At 65.8% G+C, this 17544-nt stretch carries 11 protein-coding genes; 4 read left to right on the top strand and 7 right to left on the bottom strand.

Annotated features, from left to right (window positions below):
• Positions 1-30: 30 nt before the first annotated feature.
• Positions 31-3159, bottom strand: coding sequence for an efflux RND transporter permease subunit (locus HG549_RS14215; RefSeq protein WP_170030140.1), 3129 nt, complete (start codon positions 3157-3159; stop codon positions 31-33).
• Positions 3160-3170: 11 nt separating this feature from the next.
• Positions 3171-4346, bottom strand: coding sequence for an efflux RND transporter periplasmic adaptor subunit (locus tag HG549_RS14210; protein WP_170030139.1), 1176 nt, complete (start codon positions 4344-4346; stop codon positions 3171-3173).
• Between the two features lie 209 nt (positions 4347-4555).
• Here HG549_RS14210 and HG549_RS14205 point away from each other — a divergent pair, with 209 nt between their 5' ends.
• Positions 4556-5257, top strand: a complete 702-nt coding sequence (locus tag HG549_RS14205; protein WP_170030138.1) for a response regulator transcription factor — start codon at positions 4556-4558, stop codon at positions 5255-5257.
• A gap of 6 nt (positions 5258-5263) precedes the next feature.
• Positions 5264-6562 (top strand): ATP-binding protein, encoded by a 1299-nt coding sequence (locus HG549_RS14200; RefSeq protein WP_170030137.1) that lies wholly within the window; start codon positions 5264-5266, stop codon positions 6560-6562.
• Positions 6563-6677: 115 nt separating this feature from the next.
• On the opposite strand, the gene HG549_RS14195 is transcribed toward HG549_RS14200, so the two are convergent.
• Genes HG549_RS14195 through nrfB form a run of 4 tightly spaced genes read right to left on the bottom strand, consistent with a single transcriptional unit; the run spans position 6678 to position 13821 of the window.
• Positions 6678-7769 (bottom strand): diguanylate cyclase, encoded by a 1092-nt coding sequence (locus HG549_RS14195; RefSeq protein WP_170030136.1) that lies wholly within the window; start codon positions 7767-7769, stop codon positions 6678-6680.
• Positions 7770-7805: 36 nt separating this feature from the next.
• Entirely contained in the window at positions 7806-8645 is an 840-nt protein-coding gene (locus HG549_RS14190) for a DUF4434 family protein (protein WP_170030135.1), read from the bottom strand.
• Positions 8645-11650, bottom strand: a complete 3006-nt coding sequence (locus HG549_RS14185) for a phage receptor (RefSeq protein WP_170030134.1) — start codon at positions 11648-11650, stop codon at positions 8645-8647. Before HG549_RS14185 ends, HG549_RS14190 begins: the two co-directional genes overlap by 1 nt.
• Entirely contained in the window at positions 11647-13821 is a 2175-nt protein-coding gene (gene nrfB / locus HG549_RS14180; protein ID WP_170030133.1) for a cyclic di-3',5'-guanylate-activated glycosyltransferase NrfB, read from the bottom strand. Before nrfB ends, HG549_RS14185 begins: the two co-directional genes overlap by 4 nt.
• A gap of 192 nt (positions 13822-14013) precedes the next feature.
• On the opposite strand from nrfB, the gene HG549_RS14175 reads away from it, so the two are divergent.
• Positions 14014-14445 (top strand): PACE efflux transporter, encoded by a 432-nt coding sequence (locus HG549_RS14175; protein WP_170030132.1) that lies wholly within the window; start codon positions 14014-14016, stop codon positions 14443-14445.
• A 184-nt stretch (positions 14446-14629) separates the two neighbouring features.
• Positions 14630-16192, top strand: a complete 1563-nt coding sequence (gene ilvA / locus HG549_RS14170) for a threonine ammonia-lyase, biosynthetic (protein WP_170030131.1) — start codon at positions 14630-14632, stop codon at positions 16190-16192.
• A 130-nt stretch (positions 16193-16322) separates the two neighbouring features.
• On the opposite strand, the gene HG549_RS14165 is transcribed toward ilvA, so the two are convergent.
• Entirely contained in the window at positions 16323-17504 is a 1182-nt protein-coding gene (locus HG549_RS14165) for a hypothetical protein (RefSeq protein ID WP_170030130.1), read from the bottom strand.
• Positions 17505-17544: the final 40 nt, after the last annotated feature.

Here is a 17544-nt window from a genome sequence, read left to right as displayed (position 1 = left end):
ACCCTCCCATGTCACGCGCTGCTTGTCCAGTCAGCGCTCGCTGGCCACGCTCGGTATGTCGCTATCACGCGCTTGGCGGCGCCCGGCCAGGCGCATCACCACGACGAAGAACACCGGCACGAACACCACCGCCAGGGTGGCGCTGAGCATGCCGCCGATCACCCCGGTGCCGATCGCCTGCTGGCTGGCCGAGCTGGCGCCGCTGGCGATGGCCAGGGGGACCACGCCAAGAATGAACGCCAGCGAGGTCATCACGATCGGGCGCAGGCGCAGGCGTGCGGCTTGCACGGCGGCGTCAACGGCATCGACGCCCTGGTCGACCAGGCTCTTGGCGAACTCGATGATGAGAATGGCGTTCTTCGCCGACAAACCGATCAGGGTGATCAGGCCAACCTTGAAGAACACGTCGTTGGGCATGCCGCGCAGGGTCACGGCCAGCACCGCGCCGAGTACCCCAAGCGGCACCACCAGCAGCACTGCGGTCGGGATCGACCAGCTTTCGTAGAGTGCCGCCAGGCACAGGAACACCACCAGCAACGACAGCGCCATCAACATCGGCGCCTGGCTGCCGGACAGCCGTTCCTGCAGCGACAGGCCGGTCCATTCCAGGCCGGAACCGGCCGGCAGCTGGGCCACCAGGCGCTCGATCTCGGCCATGGCTTCGCCCGAGCTGTAGCCGGCCGCCGGCTCGCCGGAAATCGACACTGCCGGGTAGCCGTTGTAACGCGTCAGCTGCACCGGGCCGCTGACCCATCTGGCCTGGACGAATGCACCCAACGGCACCATCTTGCCGCTGTCGTTGCGCACGTGGATCCTCAGCAGGTCCTCGACCTGGCTGCGCTGGTCGCCTTCGGCCTGCACCACCACCCGCTGCATGCGGCCCTGGTTGGGGAAGTCGTTGACGTAACTGGAGCCCACGGCCACGTCCAGGACCGTGCCGATATCGGCGAACGATACGCCCAGGGCGTTGGCCTGGCGGCGGTCGATTTCCAGCTGGATCTGCGGGCTTTCCGCCAGCGACGCTTCGCGCACGTTGGCCAGGACCTTGCTCTTGCCCGCATTGGCCAGCAGCTCGTCGCGGGCGGCCATCAGTGCAGCGTGGCCCATGCCGCCGCGGTCCTGCAGGCGGAACTCGAAGCCGGTCGACTCACCGAGGCCGTCGATCGGTGGCGGCAGCACGGAGAACGCCACGGCATCCTTGAGCTGGGTGAAGGCCAGGGTGGCACGGTCGGCGATCGACTGGGCGCTGTCATCGCCACCGCGCTCGGACCAGTCCTTGAGCGTGGTGAAGGCCAGCGCCGCGTTCTGCCCGCTACCCGAGAAGCTGAAGCCGAGAATCAGCGTGGTGTTGCCCACGCCCGGCTCCTCGGCGTTGTGTGCCTCGATCTGGGCCGCCACCTGTTCGGTGCGCATGCGGCTGGCGCCTGGCGGCAGCTGGATGTCGGTGATGGTGTAGCCCTGGTCTTCGGTGGGCAGGAACGCCGTCGGCAACTGGCTGAAGCCATAGCCCAGCACGGCCAGCAGCACCGCGTACACCAGCAGGTAGCGGCCACTGCGCCTGAGCGCCTGCATCACCCAGCGCTGGTAGCCGTTGCTCATGCCCTCGAAACGGCGGTTGAACCAGCCGAAGAAACCTTTGCGCTCATGCTGCTCGCCCTTGGCTACCGGCTTGAGCAGGGTGGCGCACAGTGCCGGGGTGAGGCTGAGGGCAAGAAACGCCGAGAACAGGATCGACACCGCCATCGACAGCGCGAACTGCTGGTAGATCACGCCCACCGAGCCTGGCATGAAGGCCATGGGCAGGAACACTGCGACCAGCACCAGGGTGATGCCGACTATCGCGCCGCTGATCTGGCCCATGGCCTTGCGCGTGGCCGCTTTCGGCGGCAGGCCTTCCTCGGCCATGATCCGCTCGACGTTCTCCACCACCACGATGGCATCGTCGACCAGGATGCCGATGGCCAGCACCATGCCGAACAGGGTCAGTACGTTGACCGAGAAGCCCATGGCCAGCATCACGGCAAAGGTGCCCATCAGCGCCACCGGCACCACCAGGGTGGGGATCAGGGTGTAGCGCAGGTTCTGCAGGAACAGGAACATCACCGCGAACACCAGCAGCATGGCCTCGAACAGGGTGTTGATCACCTGCTCGATCGACACCTTGACGAACGGTGAGGTGTCGTAGGGGATGTCGTACTTCACGCCTGCGGGGAAGTAGCGCGCCAGGTCGTGCATCTTTGCCCGCACCAACGTGGCGGTTTCCATGGCGTTGGCCCCCGGCGCCAGCTGCACGCTGAAGGCGGTGGCCGGCTTGCCGTTGAGGCGGGTGCCGTACTGGTACTCCTGGGCGCCGATCTCGACCCGGGCGACATCCCCGATGGTAACGCTGGAGCCGTCCGGGTTGGCGCGCAGGACAATGGCGGCGAATTCCTCGGGGGTGCTCAACTGGCCCTTGACCACCACGTTGGCGGTGATTTCCTGGGTGCTGCGGCCGGGCAGGTCGCCGATGCTGCCAGGCGCAACCTGGATGTTCTGCGCCGCGACCGCCGCAGCCACGTCGTTGGGCGTGAGGTTGAAGCCGATCAGCTTGCGCGGGTCGATCCAGATGCGCATGGCGCGCTCCGAGCCGTACAGCTGGGCCTTGCCGACGCCCTTGAGGCGGCGGATCTCATCCATCACGTTGCGCGCAAGAATATCCGACAGCGCGGTTTCGTCGAGCTTGCCGTCCTCGGAGGTGAGCGTGGCCAGCAGCAGGAAACCGGTGGATACCTTCTCCACCTGCAGCCCTTGCTGGGTGACCGGGCGCGGCAGGCGCGACTCGACCACTTTCAAGCGGTTCTGCACGTCGACCTGGGCCAGGTCCGGGTTGGTGCCCGGGGCGAAGGTGGCGGTGATGGTGGCGCTGCCCAGGCTGCTCTGCGACTCGAAGTACAGCAGGTTGTCGGCGCCGTTGAGCTCCTGCTCGATCAGGCTGACCACGCTTTCGTCCATGGTCGCCGCCGAGGCGCCCGGGTACACGGCGTAGATCTCCACTTGCGGCGGTGCCACATTGGGGTACTGGGCCACCGGCAGCTGCGGGATGGCCAGCGCGCCGGCGAGCAGGATGAACAGTGCGACCACCCAGGCGAATACCGGGCGGTCGATGAAGAATTGCGGCATGAATCAGGCCCTCACTGGCCAGTGTGCTGTGCGATGGGCGGCGCCCCGGATGCATTGTCGACCTGCACCTGGTCACCGGCCTTGACGTGTTGCAGGCCCTCGACCACCACCCGCTCGCCGGGCGCCAGGCCTTCGCTGACGATCCAGCGGTCGCCCTGGGCGCTGCCCAGGACCACCTGGCGATCGCTGACCCGGGCCTGCGGGTCGACCACCAGCACCTTGGGCACGCCAGCACTGTCGCGCAGGATGGCACGTTGCGGCACGCTCAGGCCCTGGGGCTGCACGGCCTGCTCCAGGCGCACGCGCACGTAGCTGCCGGGCAACAGGTCGAGGTCCGGGTTGGGGAACTCGCTGCGCAGGGTGATCTGGTTGGTGCTGGGGTCAACGCTGATATCGGAGAACAGCAGCTTGCCTGGCAGCGGGTAGGCGCTGCCGTCGTCCTGGATCAGCGTGGCACGGGCCTGACCATCGCCGACCTGCTGCAGCTCACCCGCCCGCAGGGCCCGGCGCAAGGCGTTGAGTTCACGCGTCGACTGGGTGACATCGGCGTGGATCGGGTCCAACTGCTGGATGGTCGCCAGCGGCGTTGTCTCGTTCTGCCCGACCAGCGCGCCTTCGGTGACCAGGGCGCGACCGATACGGCCGGATATCGGCGCGGTCACGGTGGCATAGCCCAGGTTCAGGCGGGCACGCTCCAGGGCGGCCCTGGCTTCGGCGACGGCGGCATCGGCCTGCAGGAACGCCGCCCTGGCGTTGTCGTATTCCTGGCGGCTGACGGCCTTGTCGTCGACCAGCTCGCGGTAGCGCTGCTCTTGCAGGCGTGCCTGGTACAGCGTGGCCTCGGCCTTGGCCAGGGTGGCGCGGGCGCTGTCATGGTCGGCCTTGAACGGCGCCGGGTCGATCAGGAACAGCACATCGCCTTGCTTGACGTCGCTGCCTTCGCGGTACACCCGCTTGAGCACCACGCCAGCCACCCGGGCGCGGACTTCGGCGGTGCGCGGCGCCAGGATGCGACCGCTGAGTTCGCTGCTGATGGCCAGTGGCTGCAGCTGCAGGGTTTCCACCCGTACTTGCGGGGTGGCGGCCTGTTCGTCTTGCTCGGCGCTTTCGCCGCAGCCAGCCAGGGACAGGCTCAGAAACGCCAGAAGCGCCACGGGGCGCAGGCATTGGGGGAGGGTAGTAGACATACGGATCTTCCGATGATGACCACCCATATGCTAAGGCAGGCGCTGCTTGGATGGCTGTTAATACCTGTAGGACGAGTGTGAAAAAGTGTGAAGAACAATCCTGTGGTGCTATCGGGTTCTATATTCTGCGTACGTCTGCACCGGGCTGTTCGCGGAGTTTTCCGCGCACAGCCCGGTAAGGTCTACCAGCCCTGGATGCCCAACCGCCTATGCCGAACATTTTCCTGGTCGAAGACGACAGTGCCCTGTCCGAGTTGATCGCCAGCTACCTGCAACGCAACGACTTCCATGTCCAGGTGATCGCCCGTGGCGACCACGTGCTGGACGAGTACCGTCGGCAAAAGCCCGACCTGGTCATCCTCGACCTGATGTTGCCGGGCATCGATGGGCTGCAGCTGTGCCGCCTGTTGCGCCAGGAATCGCAGAGCCTGCCGATTCTGATGCTGACCGCCCGCGATGACAGCCATGACCAGGTCCTGGGCCTGGAAATGGGCGCCGACGACTATGTGACCAAGCCCTGCGAGCCACGCGTGCTGCTGGCCCGCGTGCGCACCCTGTTGCGCCGCAGCAGCATCCACGAACCGCGTCTGGACAACGAGCTGATCCTGATCGGCGGCCTGCGCATCGACCTGGCCGAGCGCACAGTGAGCTGGCGCGGCGAGGAGGTGGAGCTGTCCAGCGGCGAATACAACCTGCTGGTGGTGCTGGCGCGCAATGCCGGCGAGGTGCTGAACCGCGACCGCATCCTGCAGCAGCTGCGCGGCATCGAGTTCAACGGCACCGACCGTTCGGTGGACGTGGCCATTTCCAAGCTGCGACGCAAGTTCGACGACAACGCTGGCGAGGCGCGCAAGATCAAGACCGTATGGGGCAAGGGCTACCTGTTCAGCCGCGTCGAGTGGGAGTGCTGATCGGCCATGCTCAAGATCCTGGTGCGCCTGTACCTGGTCATCATCGTCGCCTATGCCGGTGCGCTGCTGTTCATCCCTGACACCATCGTCGGGCTGTTCCAGGAGCGCTTCATGGCCTACAACCTGGACCAGGCCAAGGGCGTGCAGTCACTGATCGTGCGCCAGTTCCGCCAGGCCCCGCGCGAGCAGTGGCCGGCAGTGGAACAGGAGCTGGCCAGGGATTTCGCGCCGTTGCAATTGCAGCTGCTGCGCATGGACCAGGCCGGCTTGAGCGAGGCCGAGCAGGCGCGCCTGGAGCATGGCCTGCATGTGGTGCGCATCGCCGAGTGGGGCTACTACGAAACGGTGCTGGCACCGCTGGACAAGGAATGGCTGGTGCGCCTGCACTCACCCCCCGACCCGCTGGACATCAACGTGCTGTCGTGGGGGGTGACCGTACTGATCGGTGCGGTCATGCTCGGCTGCCTGCTGCTGTGGGTATGGCCGCACTGGCGCGACCTGGAGCGTTTGAAAGAAACCGCCCGGCGCCTGGGCCAGGGGCAGATGGCCGAGCGCACGCACATCTCGCCGCATTCCAACATCGGTGAGCTGGCCAGGGTGTTCGACACCATGGCTGGCGACCTGGAGCGCCACGTCAACCAGCAGCGCGAGCTGCTCAATGCGGTGTCGCACGAGTTGCGCACACCGCTGACCCGGCTGGATTTCGGCCTGGTGCTGCTGTTCGACGAAGTCCCTCCGGCCAGCCGCAAGCGCCTGCTGGAGCTGGTGGGGCACGTGCGCGAGCTGGACGAGCTGGTGCTGGAGTTGCTGTCCTACAGCCGTTTGTACAACGCCGACCAGGCCCGCGAGCGGGTCGAGGTGTCGTTGCTGGAGTTGGTCGACAGCGTACTCGGCGGCTTTGCCGAGGAGCTCGATGGCCGCGGCATCAAGTGGGAAGTGCGCGCCGAAGGTGATTTGCCACGTTTTGTCCTGGACCCCAGGTTGACGGCGCGCGCGGTGCAGAACCTGGTGCGCAATGCCATGCGTTATTGCGACGAGAGCTTGTTGCTGCGTTTGCGCCGGGAAGAGGATGGTACCTGCCTGGTGACGGTGGAAGATGACGGGATTGGCATACCGGTGGAAGAGCGCGAGCGGATCTTCCAGCCGTTCTACCGGCTGGACCGCAGCCGTGACCGCAATACGGGTGGGTTTGGCCTGGGGCTGGCGATCAGCCGGCGGGCGATCGAGGGGCAGGGCGGGACCTTGACCGTGGCGCAGTCGGCGCTGGGCGGGGCGCAATTCCGGATTCGTCTGCCTGCCGGGTGAGGTGTCGCCTGTGCCGGCCGCTTCGCAGGTAAACTCGCTGCCGCAGGTATTGCGCTGAACCCGAGCGCGATGCAGATGCAGCAGCAGCGGTTTACCCGCGAAAGGGCCGAGCCTGCTAATCACTGTCTGCCAGCGTGCCTGACCACAGCACAAAGCGGTCCTTGCCACTGTGCTTGGCTTCATACAGCGCCCGGTCGGCGCGCACCAGCGCCGTGGTCAGGCTGTCTCCCGGGGCTACCCGGGCCAGGCCGATGCTGACGGTCACCGGGTGCTCGGCAATGTCCTCGCGCACCCGTTGGCACAAACCCGCCACCCGCTGCTCGACGCCTTGCTGGTCCAGCCCCTGGAAAAACACCGCGAACTCCTCACCGCCCAGCCGGGCAAATTCGAAACCGGCCATGCTCGCCTTGATATGCATGGCCACGCGCTTGAGCACTTCATCACCCACGTCATGGCCAAAGCGGTCATTCACCCGTTTGAAGTTGTCGATGTCGATCATCGCCAGGTACTGCCCGGCGTTGGCCAGGCGCAGTTGGTCACCCGCCTGGGTCATGAACGAGCGGCGGTTGGGGATTTCGGTCAGGGTGTCGACATAGGCCTGCTCCAGCAGCACCTTGGACAGATAGAAGTTGTGCAGCTTGGCCTTGCGCATCTGCACGTAGCTGTAGATGACCAGGCCGCTGAGGAACACTGCGTAGCTCAGCAGCATGGCCCCTTCGAGTTCGTCCGCGTCGATACGGGTGTGATAGAACGGGCTGAGCAGCACCCAGGTGATGGCCATGGCGCAGAAGAACGACCAGCGCCGAACCGGTAGCACCGACACGGCATACAGCACGGTGGACACGCCGAGGACCAGCCACACCGGGCGCTGGGCCACCGGGATGCCTTCGATCACCAGGCGCATGCCCAGGGTGATCACCGCGACGAACAGCAGGTTGAGCACATCGAAGTGATGGCTGCGGCGGGTGAACCGCAGCACCAGGGTGAGGCAGCCGAGCAGGGCGAGGAACACGCACGACAGCCAGGTGAAGCCCTGGCCGCCGAGGAAGCTGACGATCAGGTCGAAGACCAGCCAGATCAGGATGCTGACGCAGAACACCAGCAGGCAGAACGGGCGCATGGACTCGAATTCGTGCTGGCGGAACTCGGCGCGCAGGGCGGCTGGGGCGACCTGCTTGCGTACGTGCGCTTCGATGGTCTTGAACATCGCTGGGCTCCTGTGAGTACCGCCAGGCCTGGCGACTCAATTGTTGGGCAGAACACCCCGGGCCCAAGGCCGGTAACGCAAGTCGAACACGGCCTCGGCATGGCAACCGCCGCCCAGCTGCGGTTCAGCGGGCTCGGCGCGGAACGGCTGCCCTGGCGCGCTTACCTGGCGGAACGCCTCGCGCACCACGCCCACCCGGCACGGCAAGGCCTGCTCATAGTTCTGGCGTACCAGTGCGGGCAAGCGCCCGGTGCCAGTGCCGTCCTGCCACCACACGGTCACGCCCAGGCCGGCCAGCTGATCCAGCCAGGCGCCATTGACCCGCGGCGACAGTTTGCCCGCGCTGAAGGCACTGATGTGCAAGGGCTTGTCGAGCTGGCGGTTGAAGGCCTGCAACTGGCTGAACAGCGCAGCGCGCCGCTCGGCTTGACGAAAATGCAGGTCGTCCAGTTCCATCGGCAGGTACCAGCCATCCACCGGCAATTGCCACGTCTGGCGCAGTTGCTGGTAGTGGCTGAGCGAGCGCCCCAACTGCGCCTGCCAGTACCTGGTGAGGCCATCACCATCGAGTTGGTCAAGGCGCTGGTAATAGGCCGGGTCCATGTACAACCCCAGCACCAGCTGCAAGCCTTCGGCGCGGGCGCTGCGCAGGCTGTTGGCCAGCCAGCCGTTCGCGCCGCCAAAATCGCTGTCGCCGTAGGCGCTCCATTGCACGATCAAGGTCTTGCCGCCCTGCGCGGCGGTGGCATGCCACAGCTGTTGCCATTGGCCAGGGGTGATGCTGGCGTCGCGGTTGAGCGGTTGGTAGAACAGGCGCTGGTCGGCGCTGGCCGGCAACCACAGGGCGAGCAGGCACAGGGCAAGGAGCGTACGCATCAGAAGGTCATCTCCGCACCGACCAGCACGCCATTGGCGCGCTCGTAGAGGTTGCCGCCCAGCGATTGCTGGTACTCGGCACGCACTTTCAGCGAACCGCGGTAGGCGTTGTAGCGGTCGTCATCGAACCACCATTGCCAGCGCACACCGACCCCGGCCCGGGCGTCCTGGCGCCAGTCGTTGCTCGGGTCCTGGCTGGAGAACTCGACAAAGCCATACGGCATGAGGGTCTGCGGCGAACTGCCCGGCAGCTTCCAGGCGTGGCCCTGCTGGTAGCGCGACAGCCAGGCGTGGTCACCGGCACGGGTCCACCAGGCGGCGTCGAGGTAGAGGAAGCGCTCGTTCCAGTCGTCCTCATCGACCCGCCAGTCGTTGCGCCAGGCGCCCTGGTCGAGGAACGAGGCGGTGGCGCGCAACAGCAGGTCATTGCTCGATTCGGCGTGGTGGCGCAGGTCGCCCCAGTTGCCGCCGACCTTGGCCGGGCTCAGCAGCTGCCCCAGGCTCAGGCCGCGGTAGTGCGCCTCGTCGACCTGGCGCTGGTGGTACAGCTCTGCGTACAGGTTGAGGTTGGCCTGGCCGAGCGGCTTGTAGCGCAGGCCGACGCCGGTGCCCATGCTTTGTGCGTAGTCGGTACGGCTTTGCCCGCCGAACAGCACCCGGCCATACACCGACAGGGTGCTGCCATTGCGGCTGGGCTCTTCACCCAGGGCATGGTCCCACATCGCCAACTGCACGTTCTGCGATTGTGCGTGGCGCGAAGTGCCACTGCGCTGGCCATTGTCGAGGAACCTGTCGTTGGTCGAGGTACCGGCCGGCGACCAGGTGCTGGCCAGGGTGATGGTGTCGCGCCGCGACAGGCTTTCATGGGCCCGCCGCTGGCGGTACTTGCGGGCCTCCAGGCTGCCGTACTCGTCATCGCCGTCGACCAGGTTCTGCTCGACATCGAGCACCCGGCGCAGCTCGCGACGTGCCGCGGCGCTGTCTTCGGCCTCGTCGTAGCGCAAGGCCAGCGTCTCGCCCAGGCGGTAATCCTCGGGAAAGTCGTGGGTGGCACGTTCCAGCAAGGGGATCGACTGGCGGCGCTGGTTTTTGTCTGCCGAGCCGGCCAGGCGCATGCCGTAGTCGGCGCGGTAGCGCGGCTGGTCGGGGGCCAGGCGTACGGCTTCGGCCAGCCAGGCGCTGCTTTGCGCGGGGTCGCCGGCCAGTTGCGCGGTGCTGGCGGCGGCGTAGTAATGGTCGGCTCGCGGCGCATGCGCCAAGGCCTGGCGTTGCAAGGCCAGCGCGCCCTGGTAATCGCCTTGCTGCTCGGCGATGGCCGCACCCAGCGCCCAGTCGTCGGCGCTATGCTGCCCGGCGGCCTCCCAATAGCGGCGGGCCGCCTGCGGGTCGCCGGCGTTCAGCGCGCCACGCGCAGCGGTGAGGCGCGCGTTCTCGGTCCAGGTACTGTCCGGCAGGCTGCGCCAGATGGCCAGGGCGGCCTCGGAGTCGCCGGCAGCCTCGAGGGCATAGGCCAGCGGCAGACGGCTACCACGGTCGCCCAGGCGCTCGGCGGCCTGATAGTAGACGACTGCTTCACCGGGCTGGTCAGGCATGGCGCAGCGACCCAGCGCGCGGTACTGGCCGGGCTCGCTGGGGGCGGCCGGTATGGCCTGGCGCACGGCATCGCAGTGGCCGGCCTCGGCCAGGCGGCCGAGCAGCTGGGCGCGGGTATTGGCGTCGACCCGGGGGACCAGGCCGAGCATGCGGCGACGGTCCAGCGGCCCGTCGTTGCGTGCATACAGGTTGCCCAGGCGCTGCAGCAGCGACGGGGCCAGGCGCCCCTGGTGGCGGTCGTAGGCTTGCTCCAGCAGTTGCCGTGCGTGATCAGTGCGGCCCTGTTGGGTCAGCAGGAAGGTGGCTTGCTCCAGCGCCGCCAGGTCACCGCTTTGCCGGTAGCGGTTTTCCCATTCGGCGGCAGTGCGTGGTTGCGCAGGCTGTGGCGGGTCACCGTACAGACGCTGCCTGAGCACGGCGTAAGCCTTGGGATCGGTGCTGGCCGTGCAACCCTTGAATTGCTCGCGGGCCAGCGCCGGGTCGCGGCGCGACAGCCAGTCGACGGTTTCCAGGCAGGGGCGTTGCAGTTCGTTGCTCAGGCGCTGCACCAGCGCGGCATCCTCGCCTTCGCGGGCCAGTTCCCACAGCTGCTGGCGCTGCACCGGCTGGTTCAGTTGCTCGGTCGGCAGCGCCTGCAGCCAGCGCTGGGCCTGCTGGTTGTGGCCGACGGCGATGGCTCGGTTGGCCATGGCCAGGCGGGCCTGGTCGGCGGCTGCGGCGGATGGGGCGCTGGGCAGCAGTGCGTTCAAGCCGTTTTCGTCCACCTGCTGGATATAGGCATTGGCCAGGCGCTGCCAGTCCTGGGCCGGCAACTGGCGCTTATCGGCGAGCGGCTGCAGCTGTTCGATGGTTTCCTTCCAGTTGTGCAGCTGTTCGGCAAAGTTGGCCCGGGCCAGGCGCAGGACCTGGCCGTCCTCCCGTAGCGGCAGGTGATTGAGCCAGTCCAGGGCCTTGGCGGCGCCAGCGGACTTGGCCAGGCTCAGGCTGTAGGCCTGCCACAGGCGCACGCGCTGGGCGCCATCGCTGCTGGCCAGCCAGCGCTCCACCTGGCTGGCCGCGGGCGGGTCCTGCTCGATCCAGGCCAGACGCAGTTCGAGCAGGGCGTTGGCCTGCGCCGGGTCGTCCCCCAGTTGTTCGGCCAGCGCTTCGGCTTCCTGGTAGCGGCGTTGGTGGGCCAGGGCTTGCACCAGCAATGCGCGGGCTTCGTCATTGTTCGGTACCCGCTCGAGGACGTGCCGGGTCAGGCGCTCGACCTCGGCCCAGTTGTCCTTCTTCGCCTCTCGGTAGCTACGTTCCATGAACGGGTAGCTGGTGAACCGCTGGAAGTCGGTCATCGGTGTCGATGCTGCGGCGGGCAGGGCGGCGGAACACAGCAACAGGCCAGTGAAAGTGAGGGAAAAGCGCGGCTTCATGCCACCTCCCGGGTCAGGTCAAAGGCGGCCTGCTGTTCGCTGGCCTGTTCGATCAGGGCTTCTTGCAGCACCTGCTCGGTGATGATGCCGCGGGTGATCAGGTATTCGCCCAGGCTCTGGTGGTCGGGGTTGTAGTCGATCAGCGCCTGGTTGAACAGGGTCACCGGCACCATGCCGCGTACCTGCAGCAGGGCACCGAGCATCACCTGGTGATGGCTGACCCGTTCCAGCAGCGCTTCATCGTCCTGGTAGCGTTCCAGAATGGCCAGCATGTCGCGGGTTTCGGCTTTCTGCCAGGGGCTCGGGTAGTGGTAACGCAGGCCCAGGGTCACCCGGCCCTGGGGGGCTAGGCGTGCACTCACCGGGCGTTTCAACTGCCGGCTTATCACCCCCAGCGACACCTGGCTGACCGGGCTTTCGCTGGCCAGGATCAGCGTGTCACCGTCTTCGGCTACCGGTAGCACGCCGTAGTGCGTGGCCAGCTTGCGTGGCAGCTTGGCGATCAGCTGCGGGTCGAGCTTGAACGGGTTCAGCGGTGCCCAGGGCAGGTCGAGTTGTTCGGCCAGGGTAGCCACCAGCTGTTCGCTGTTCAGCCAGCCGCGCAGCAGCAGTTCACGGCCCAGGCGCCGGCGTACCGGGCTGATGATCGCCTGTTGCAACTGCTCGTCGCTGATCAGGCCCTTGGCGATCAGGCGCTGGCCCAGCGGGGTGCGGGCCGGGGCGGCGATGGCGGGGAATTCGTGAGTGGTCTTGTCCCAGGCCACGCGCCGCGAGTCGCCCATTTCCATCACCTGGCGCAAGGCGCGCAAGTTGGCGAAGAAGTTGACGAAGTTGCTCCACATCATCCGTGGTGCCGACAGCAGACCCTCGCCGATACCATAGAAGCGGGTGACGAACCAGGCGCGCTGGAACAGGCGGTTGACCAGCAGCAGGCCGTTCAGCCAGAGCAACGTGGCCAGCAGCGGGCTGTCATCGAGGATCGACATGAAGCGCCACGACTCCGGTGCAATGACCGTGACCAGCCACATGGCCAGCAACACCAGCAGCAACAGGTTGACCAGGAAGCTCAGCAGGTAGGCGAACAAGCCACGGCGGTCGCGCCAGAGAAAGTAGTTGAGCGCGCCCTTGCGGCTCCAGCCAAGGTTGCTGGTGCCCTGGAACACGATGCCGACGATCCAGCGTGACTTCTGCCGGATGGCGTGTTGCCAGTCGCGCGGGAAGTGCTCGCGCACGCAGATCACCTGCGAGAATTCGCGGCTCATGCCCGGGCGCCACTCCTGCTTCAGGGTCAGGCTCGGGTCGGTGATGGAGTAGCGGGCGAAGATGCACTTCATGCCCTTTTGCTTCAGGCGAAAACCGATGTCGTAGTCTTCGGTCAGGCTCTGCACGTCGAAGGCGATGCCGTCGCCGTCCTCGAGCAGCGCAGCGATGGCGCGGCGGCTGAAACAGGTACCCACGCCAGCACTGGGCACCTGGCCGGTGAGGGCCTCGCGCACGATCACGTCCTTGCCGTGGTTTTCGGCAAACTCGTCGACATAATGGCCGGCGGTGAAGCCTTTCCATTCCGGTGCATAGGGGTACACCGGAATCTGGATCATGTCCTTGTTCGGCAGCAGGTAGTTGAACAGGCGCAACTCCATGGGGGAAATCACGTCTTCGGCGTCATGCAGGATGAAACCGGCGAATTCGATGCCGGCGTCCTGCTGGAAGCGCAGCAGGGCGTCGATGATGTTGTTCAGGCAGTCGGCCTTGCTGGTGGGGCCGGGGCGCGCGCAGACTACCTTGTGCACGTTGGGGTAGTGCAGGCACACCGCGTCGACATCGGCCTGGGTTTGCGGGTCGTTGGGGTAGGTGCCGACGAAGATCTGGTAATTTTCATAGTCGATGGTCGAGGCGGCAAGGCGCGCCATTTCTCCCACCACGCCCACTTCGTTCCAGGCCGGGACCATGATCGCCAGGGGCTTTTCCGGTACCTCGAACAAGCGTTTTTCGTCGGCTCTTTCGTACTTGTCATAGATACGAAAACGCCGGACCAGCTTGCGGCACCAATAGCACAGGTCGATGAACAGGTCGTCCAGGCCCAGCAGGAACATCAGCGAGGCCAGCACGATCGCGAAGATCTTCAGGCCGAACAGCACATAGGTAAGGAAATCGATGAATGCCAGGCTCATGTGCCGGCCACCAGTAATAAGGCGTAAGCCATTGTCTTTATCCTCGTTCGATTCCTTGGACGAAGTAGTACGACATGTCGGCGTCTGTCCTCGATAGATACAAGCAGCCGGATGCAGTGTTGTCCAAATTTCAGGCTTTTTCTTACAAGCCAGTTCTAGTAGTTTACAGGTCGTTCACCCAGGGAGCAGAACATGCAAGGCAAGGCACGCAAGATCGTCCAGGCCATTCTCTACGAAGCCATCGCCGTTGCCTGTGTGGCGCCCGCGCTGGAACTGGCGTTCGGCGCAGGCATGGCGCAGTCGACCGTGTTGTCGGTGCTGATGTCGGGCATCGCGATGAGCTGGAACATGGCCTACAACTGGGTATTCGAACGCTGGGAAGCGCGTCAGCGGCGGCGCGAGCGTACCTTCCTGCGACGTCTGTTGCATGCCCTGGGCTTCGAAGGCGGGTTGGTGCTGATCCTGCTGCCGCTGGTGGCCTATTGGCTGGATGTCAGCCTGTGGGCGGCGCTGCTGACCAACCTGGCGTTGTTCGTGTTCTTCTTCGTTTATGCGTTTGTCTTCCAGTGGGGCTTCGACAAGGTGTTCGATGTGCCGCTTTCGGCGCAGCACGCCAAGTGTTGACTTCATGCCGCAGGACCGGCTAAGTTCTTGGGCATGAAAACCTTCCCGCACGCGCACGCCATTATTATTACCGCCATTATCAGCTTGGCGGGCTAGCGCGTACGTGCACCGAACCCGCCCTGGAGGCGGGTTTCTTCTCTCTGACTCCTGGGCACCGTGAATAAAAGCCAAGGAGTTGCAATCGATGACCAGCCTCAATGTCAGCCCTCGTACCCCGACCTCCACGCAGCAACTGCTGTCGGAACAGGTGCGCCGTATTCTCTCTGCGCCCGTGTACGACCTGGCCATCGAGACACCCTTGCAAGGCGCCCCGGCGCTATCGGCAAGCCTTGGCAACCAAGTGTTGCTCAAGCGCGAAGACCTGCAACCGACCTTCTCGTTCAAGATCCGTGGTGCCTACACGCGTCTGTCACGCCTGAGCAGCCTGCAGCGCGAGCGCGGGGTCATCACCGCGTCGGCAGGCAACCATGCCCAGGGCGTGGCCCTGGCAGCCTCGCACCTGGGCATGAAAGCCACCATTGTCATGCCTACCACGACACCGTCGCTGAAAGTGGAGGGTGTGCGTTCGCGCGGTGGCCATGTCGTGTTGCACGGTGAAAGCTTCCCTCATGCCCTGGCCCACGCGCTGAAACTGGCCGATAGCGAAGGCGCTACCTTCGTGCCGCCGTTCGATGACCCGGATGTGATTGCCGGGCAAGGTACCGTGGCCATGGAAATCCTCCGCCAGCGCCGGGGTGCGCTGGACGCCATCTTCGTGCCGGTGGGCGGTGGCGGGCTGATCGCGGGGATTGCTGCCTATGTGAAGTACCTGCGCCCGGAGGTGAAAGTGATCGGCGTCGAGCCAGAAGACTCCAACTGCCTGCAGGCGGCCATGGCCGCTGGCGAACGGGTGATCCTGCCACAGGTCGGCACCTTCGCCGACGGGGTGGCGGTGGCACAGGTGGGTGCCCATTGCTTCGAACTGTGCCGGCATTTCGTCGACGAGGTACTGACCGTGAGCAGCGATGAGTTGTGCGCGGCGATCAAGGATATCTACGATGACACCCGTTCCATCACTGAACCGTCCGGCGCCCTGGCTGTGGCCGGGATCAAGAAGTACGTGGCGCGCGAAGGCGTGCAGGGTCACACCCTGGTGGCCGTCGACTCCGGGGCCAACGTCAACTTCGATCGCCTGCGCCATGTGGCCGAGCGCGCCGAACTGGGCGAGCAGCGCGAGGCGATCATCGCCGTTACCATCCCGGAACAGCCGGGTAGCTTTCGCGCCTTCTGCCAGGCGCTGGGCAAGCGGCAGATCACCGAATTCAACTACCGCTACTACCCGGGCAAGGAGGCGCGCTTGTTCGTGGGGGTACAGACACACCCGCTGCACGATCCGCGCGAGCGCTTGCTGGCCAGCCTGCGTGAGCAAGGCTACAGCGTACTCGACCTGACCGACAACGAACTGGCCAAGTTGCATGTGCGTCATACGGTGGGTGGCCACGCCGCGCCAGGTGCTGCCGAGCGGGTGCTGCGCTTCGAGTTTTCGGAACGACCGGGGGCGTTGCTGGGCTTCCTGGAGCGATTGGGCAAGCGCTGGAACATCAGCCTGTTCCATTACCGCAACCATGGTGCGGCAGAGGCACGGGTGTTCGCTGCACTGGAAGTGCCGGGGGATGAGCTGGCGAGTTTGCCGCTGGCGCTGGAGGAGATGGGGTACCGCTATTGGGACGAGACCGACAACCCGGCGTACAAGCTGTTTCTTGGCTGAGCCGTTTGTTTGGTAACGGGGTGCATGCCGTTTGATTTGTAGCGCCTGGCAGATCGAGCGCCGCCCGCGCGGCGCTCGATCTCACAGGCGCTACAAAGGCTCCGGCGAGCCCCCCAAGCGCCAATGGCCCTTAGCGCTCACGCATGAAGAACCCCGCAACGTACTTGCGGAAGGTTTCCGGGCTCTTGAAGTCGGCGTAGCGCTTGAAGTTCTCGGTATCCGGCTCGGGCCCGATCGGCTGCTCGAGCAGCGATACCGACAGCACCCGGTCCTGGTCCGAGGTCAGCACCAGTTCATCCATCACCTCGCCGCCGATCACCGGGCGGCGCATCTGCACTTTCACGCCCTTGCTGGCCATCCAGTCGATCAGTGACACCAGCGCCTTGAGCGGTTCGCGCTCTTCATCGCGATAGACCGGGAACAGGTGCGCCCGCGACAGCACCGGCACGCTGGCCACATGAATCAGCTCGTAGAAATGGCTGCCAGCGCTGGTCGGCGAGTACAGCGCCAGGGCCAGCAACGGCCCGGCGGTGCGGCTGCCACCCCAGTACAGGTGGTGCCCCTGGAAATCGAAGCCGTCGGCATTGCCGTGGTTGAACAGCTTGCGTCCTCTGACCTGGTCCAGGCAGTCCAGCAGCAGGCCGTGGCGGCGGTGGTTGCCGAACACCGTGGCTTCGCGCAGGCGGGACTTGAGCATCATCATGTGCTTCATGTCCAGGCGGGTTTCCAGGTAGTTGCTGGCCGGCACCCGCTCCAGCAGCGGGTAGCGGCTGGCCACGCTGCGCAGTTCGGCAAACTGCCCGGTCAGGTCCCGTTTCAGGTGGGTGGCATACAGGTTGAGGCCGCTGGTTTCGATCCAGGTCAGCAGCAGCGCCAGCAAGCGCTGCTGCTCGCGCCGTTCGTTGCTGTCGCCGCCAGCACCGGCAGCGCCGCTGTGGAAGTCACCGATCAGGCGCAGGGGCGTGTCCGGAGGCAGCCAGGCAGCAGGCGGGGCGGGGTGGTTTTCGCGCTCGGCGGCTTCCCGCTCGTCCTTGCTGAACGGGCAGCCAGGCGCATGCTCGGCGGTACCGGGGTTGTTCTTCAGAAACAGCGTACCGGTATTGCCGTTCAGGGTGACATTGAGCACCGGCAAGGCATCGCTGCGGCAGTCGCAGGCCAGCCACTGGTTGGCGCTGCGCACTTTCATCAGCATCTGGTTGGCTTGCAGCAGGCGCGGGCCGGCGAGGGTGCCGCTGGCAAAGCCGACCAGCAGCTCCTCTTCCGCGGGGGTCAGGCTGCGCACCTGTGCGGCGGTTTTGTCGATGATTCGCATGAAGCGGCTCCAGGCTACGAGCGCCAAGCTTCAGGCAAAG

The organism is Pseudomonas sp. SK (assembly GCF_012975065.1).
GTDB lineage: Bacteria > Pseudomonadota > Gammaproteobacteria > Pseudomonadales > Pseudomonadaceae > Aquipseudomonas > Aquipseudomonas anuradhapurensis.
Note: the sequence above shows the minus strand (reverse complement) of the source record. Positions and strands in the feature narration are given on the sequence as shown.

What these genes read in the sequence shown, in the direction of transcription:
- HG549_RS14185 (WP_170030134.1), bottom strand. Translation starts at nt 11,650, where the DNA reads ATGAAGCCGCGCTTTTCCCTCACTTTCACTGGCCTGTTGCTGTGTTCC.
- HG549_RS14205 (WP_170030138.1), top strand. Translation starts at nt 4,556, where the DNA reads ATGCCGAACATTTTCCTGGTCGAAGACGACAGTGCCCTGTCCGAGTTG.
- HG549_RS14190 (WP_170030135.1), bottom strand. Translation starts at nt 8,645, where the DNA reads ATGCGTACGCTCCTTGCCCTGTGCCTGCTCGCCCTGTGGTTGCCGGCC.
- nrfB (WP_170030133.1), bottom strand. Translation starts at nt 13,821, where the DNA reads ATGAGCCTGGCATTCATCGATTTCCTTACCTATGTGCTGTTCGGCCTG.
- HG549_RS14165 (WP_170030130.1), bottom strand. Translation starts at nt 17,504, where the DNA reads ATGCGAATCATCGACAAAACCGCCGCACAGGTGCGCAGCCTGACCCCC.
- ilvA (WP_170030131.1), top strand. Translation starts at nt 14,630, where the DNA reads ATGACCAGCCTCAATGTCAGCCCTCGTACCCCGACCTCCACGCAGCAA.
- HG549_RS14200 (WP_170030137.1), top strand. Translation starts at nt 5,264, where the DNA reads ATGCTCAAGATCCTGGTGCGCCTGTACCTGGTCATCATCGTCGCCTAT.
- HG549_RS14195 (WP_170030136.1), bottom strand. Translation starts at nt 7,769, where the DNA reads ATGTTCAAGACCATCGAAGCGCACGTACGCAAGCAGGTCGCCCCAGCC.
- HG549_RS14215 (WP_170030140.1), bottom strand. Translation starts at nt 3,159, where the DNA reads ATGCCGCAATTCTTCATCGACCGCCCGGTATTCGCCTGGGTGGTCGCA.
- HG549_RS14175 (WP_170030132.1), top strand. Translation starts at nt 14,014, where the DNA reads ATGCAAGGCAAGGCACGCAAGATCGTCCAGGCCATTCTCTACGAAGCC.
- HG549_RS14210 (WP_170030139.1), bottom strand. Translation starts at nt 4,346, where the DNA reads ATGTCTACTACCCTCCCCCAATGCCTGCGCCCCGTGGCGCTTCTGGCG.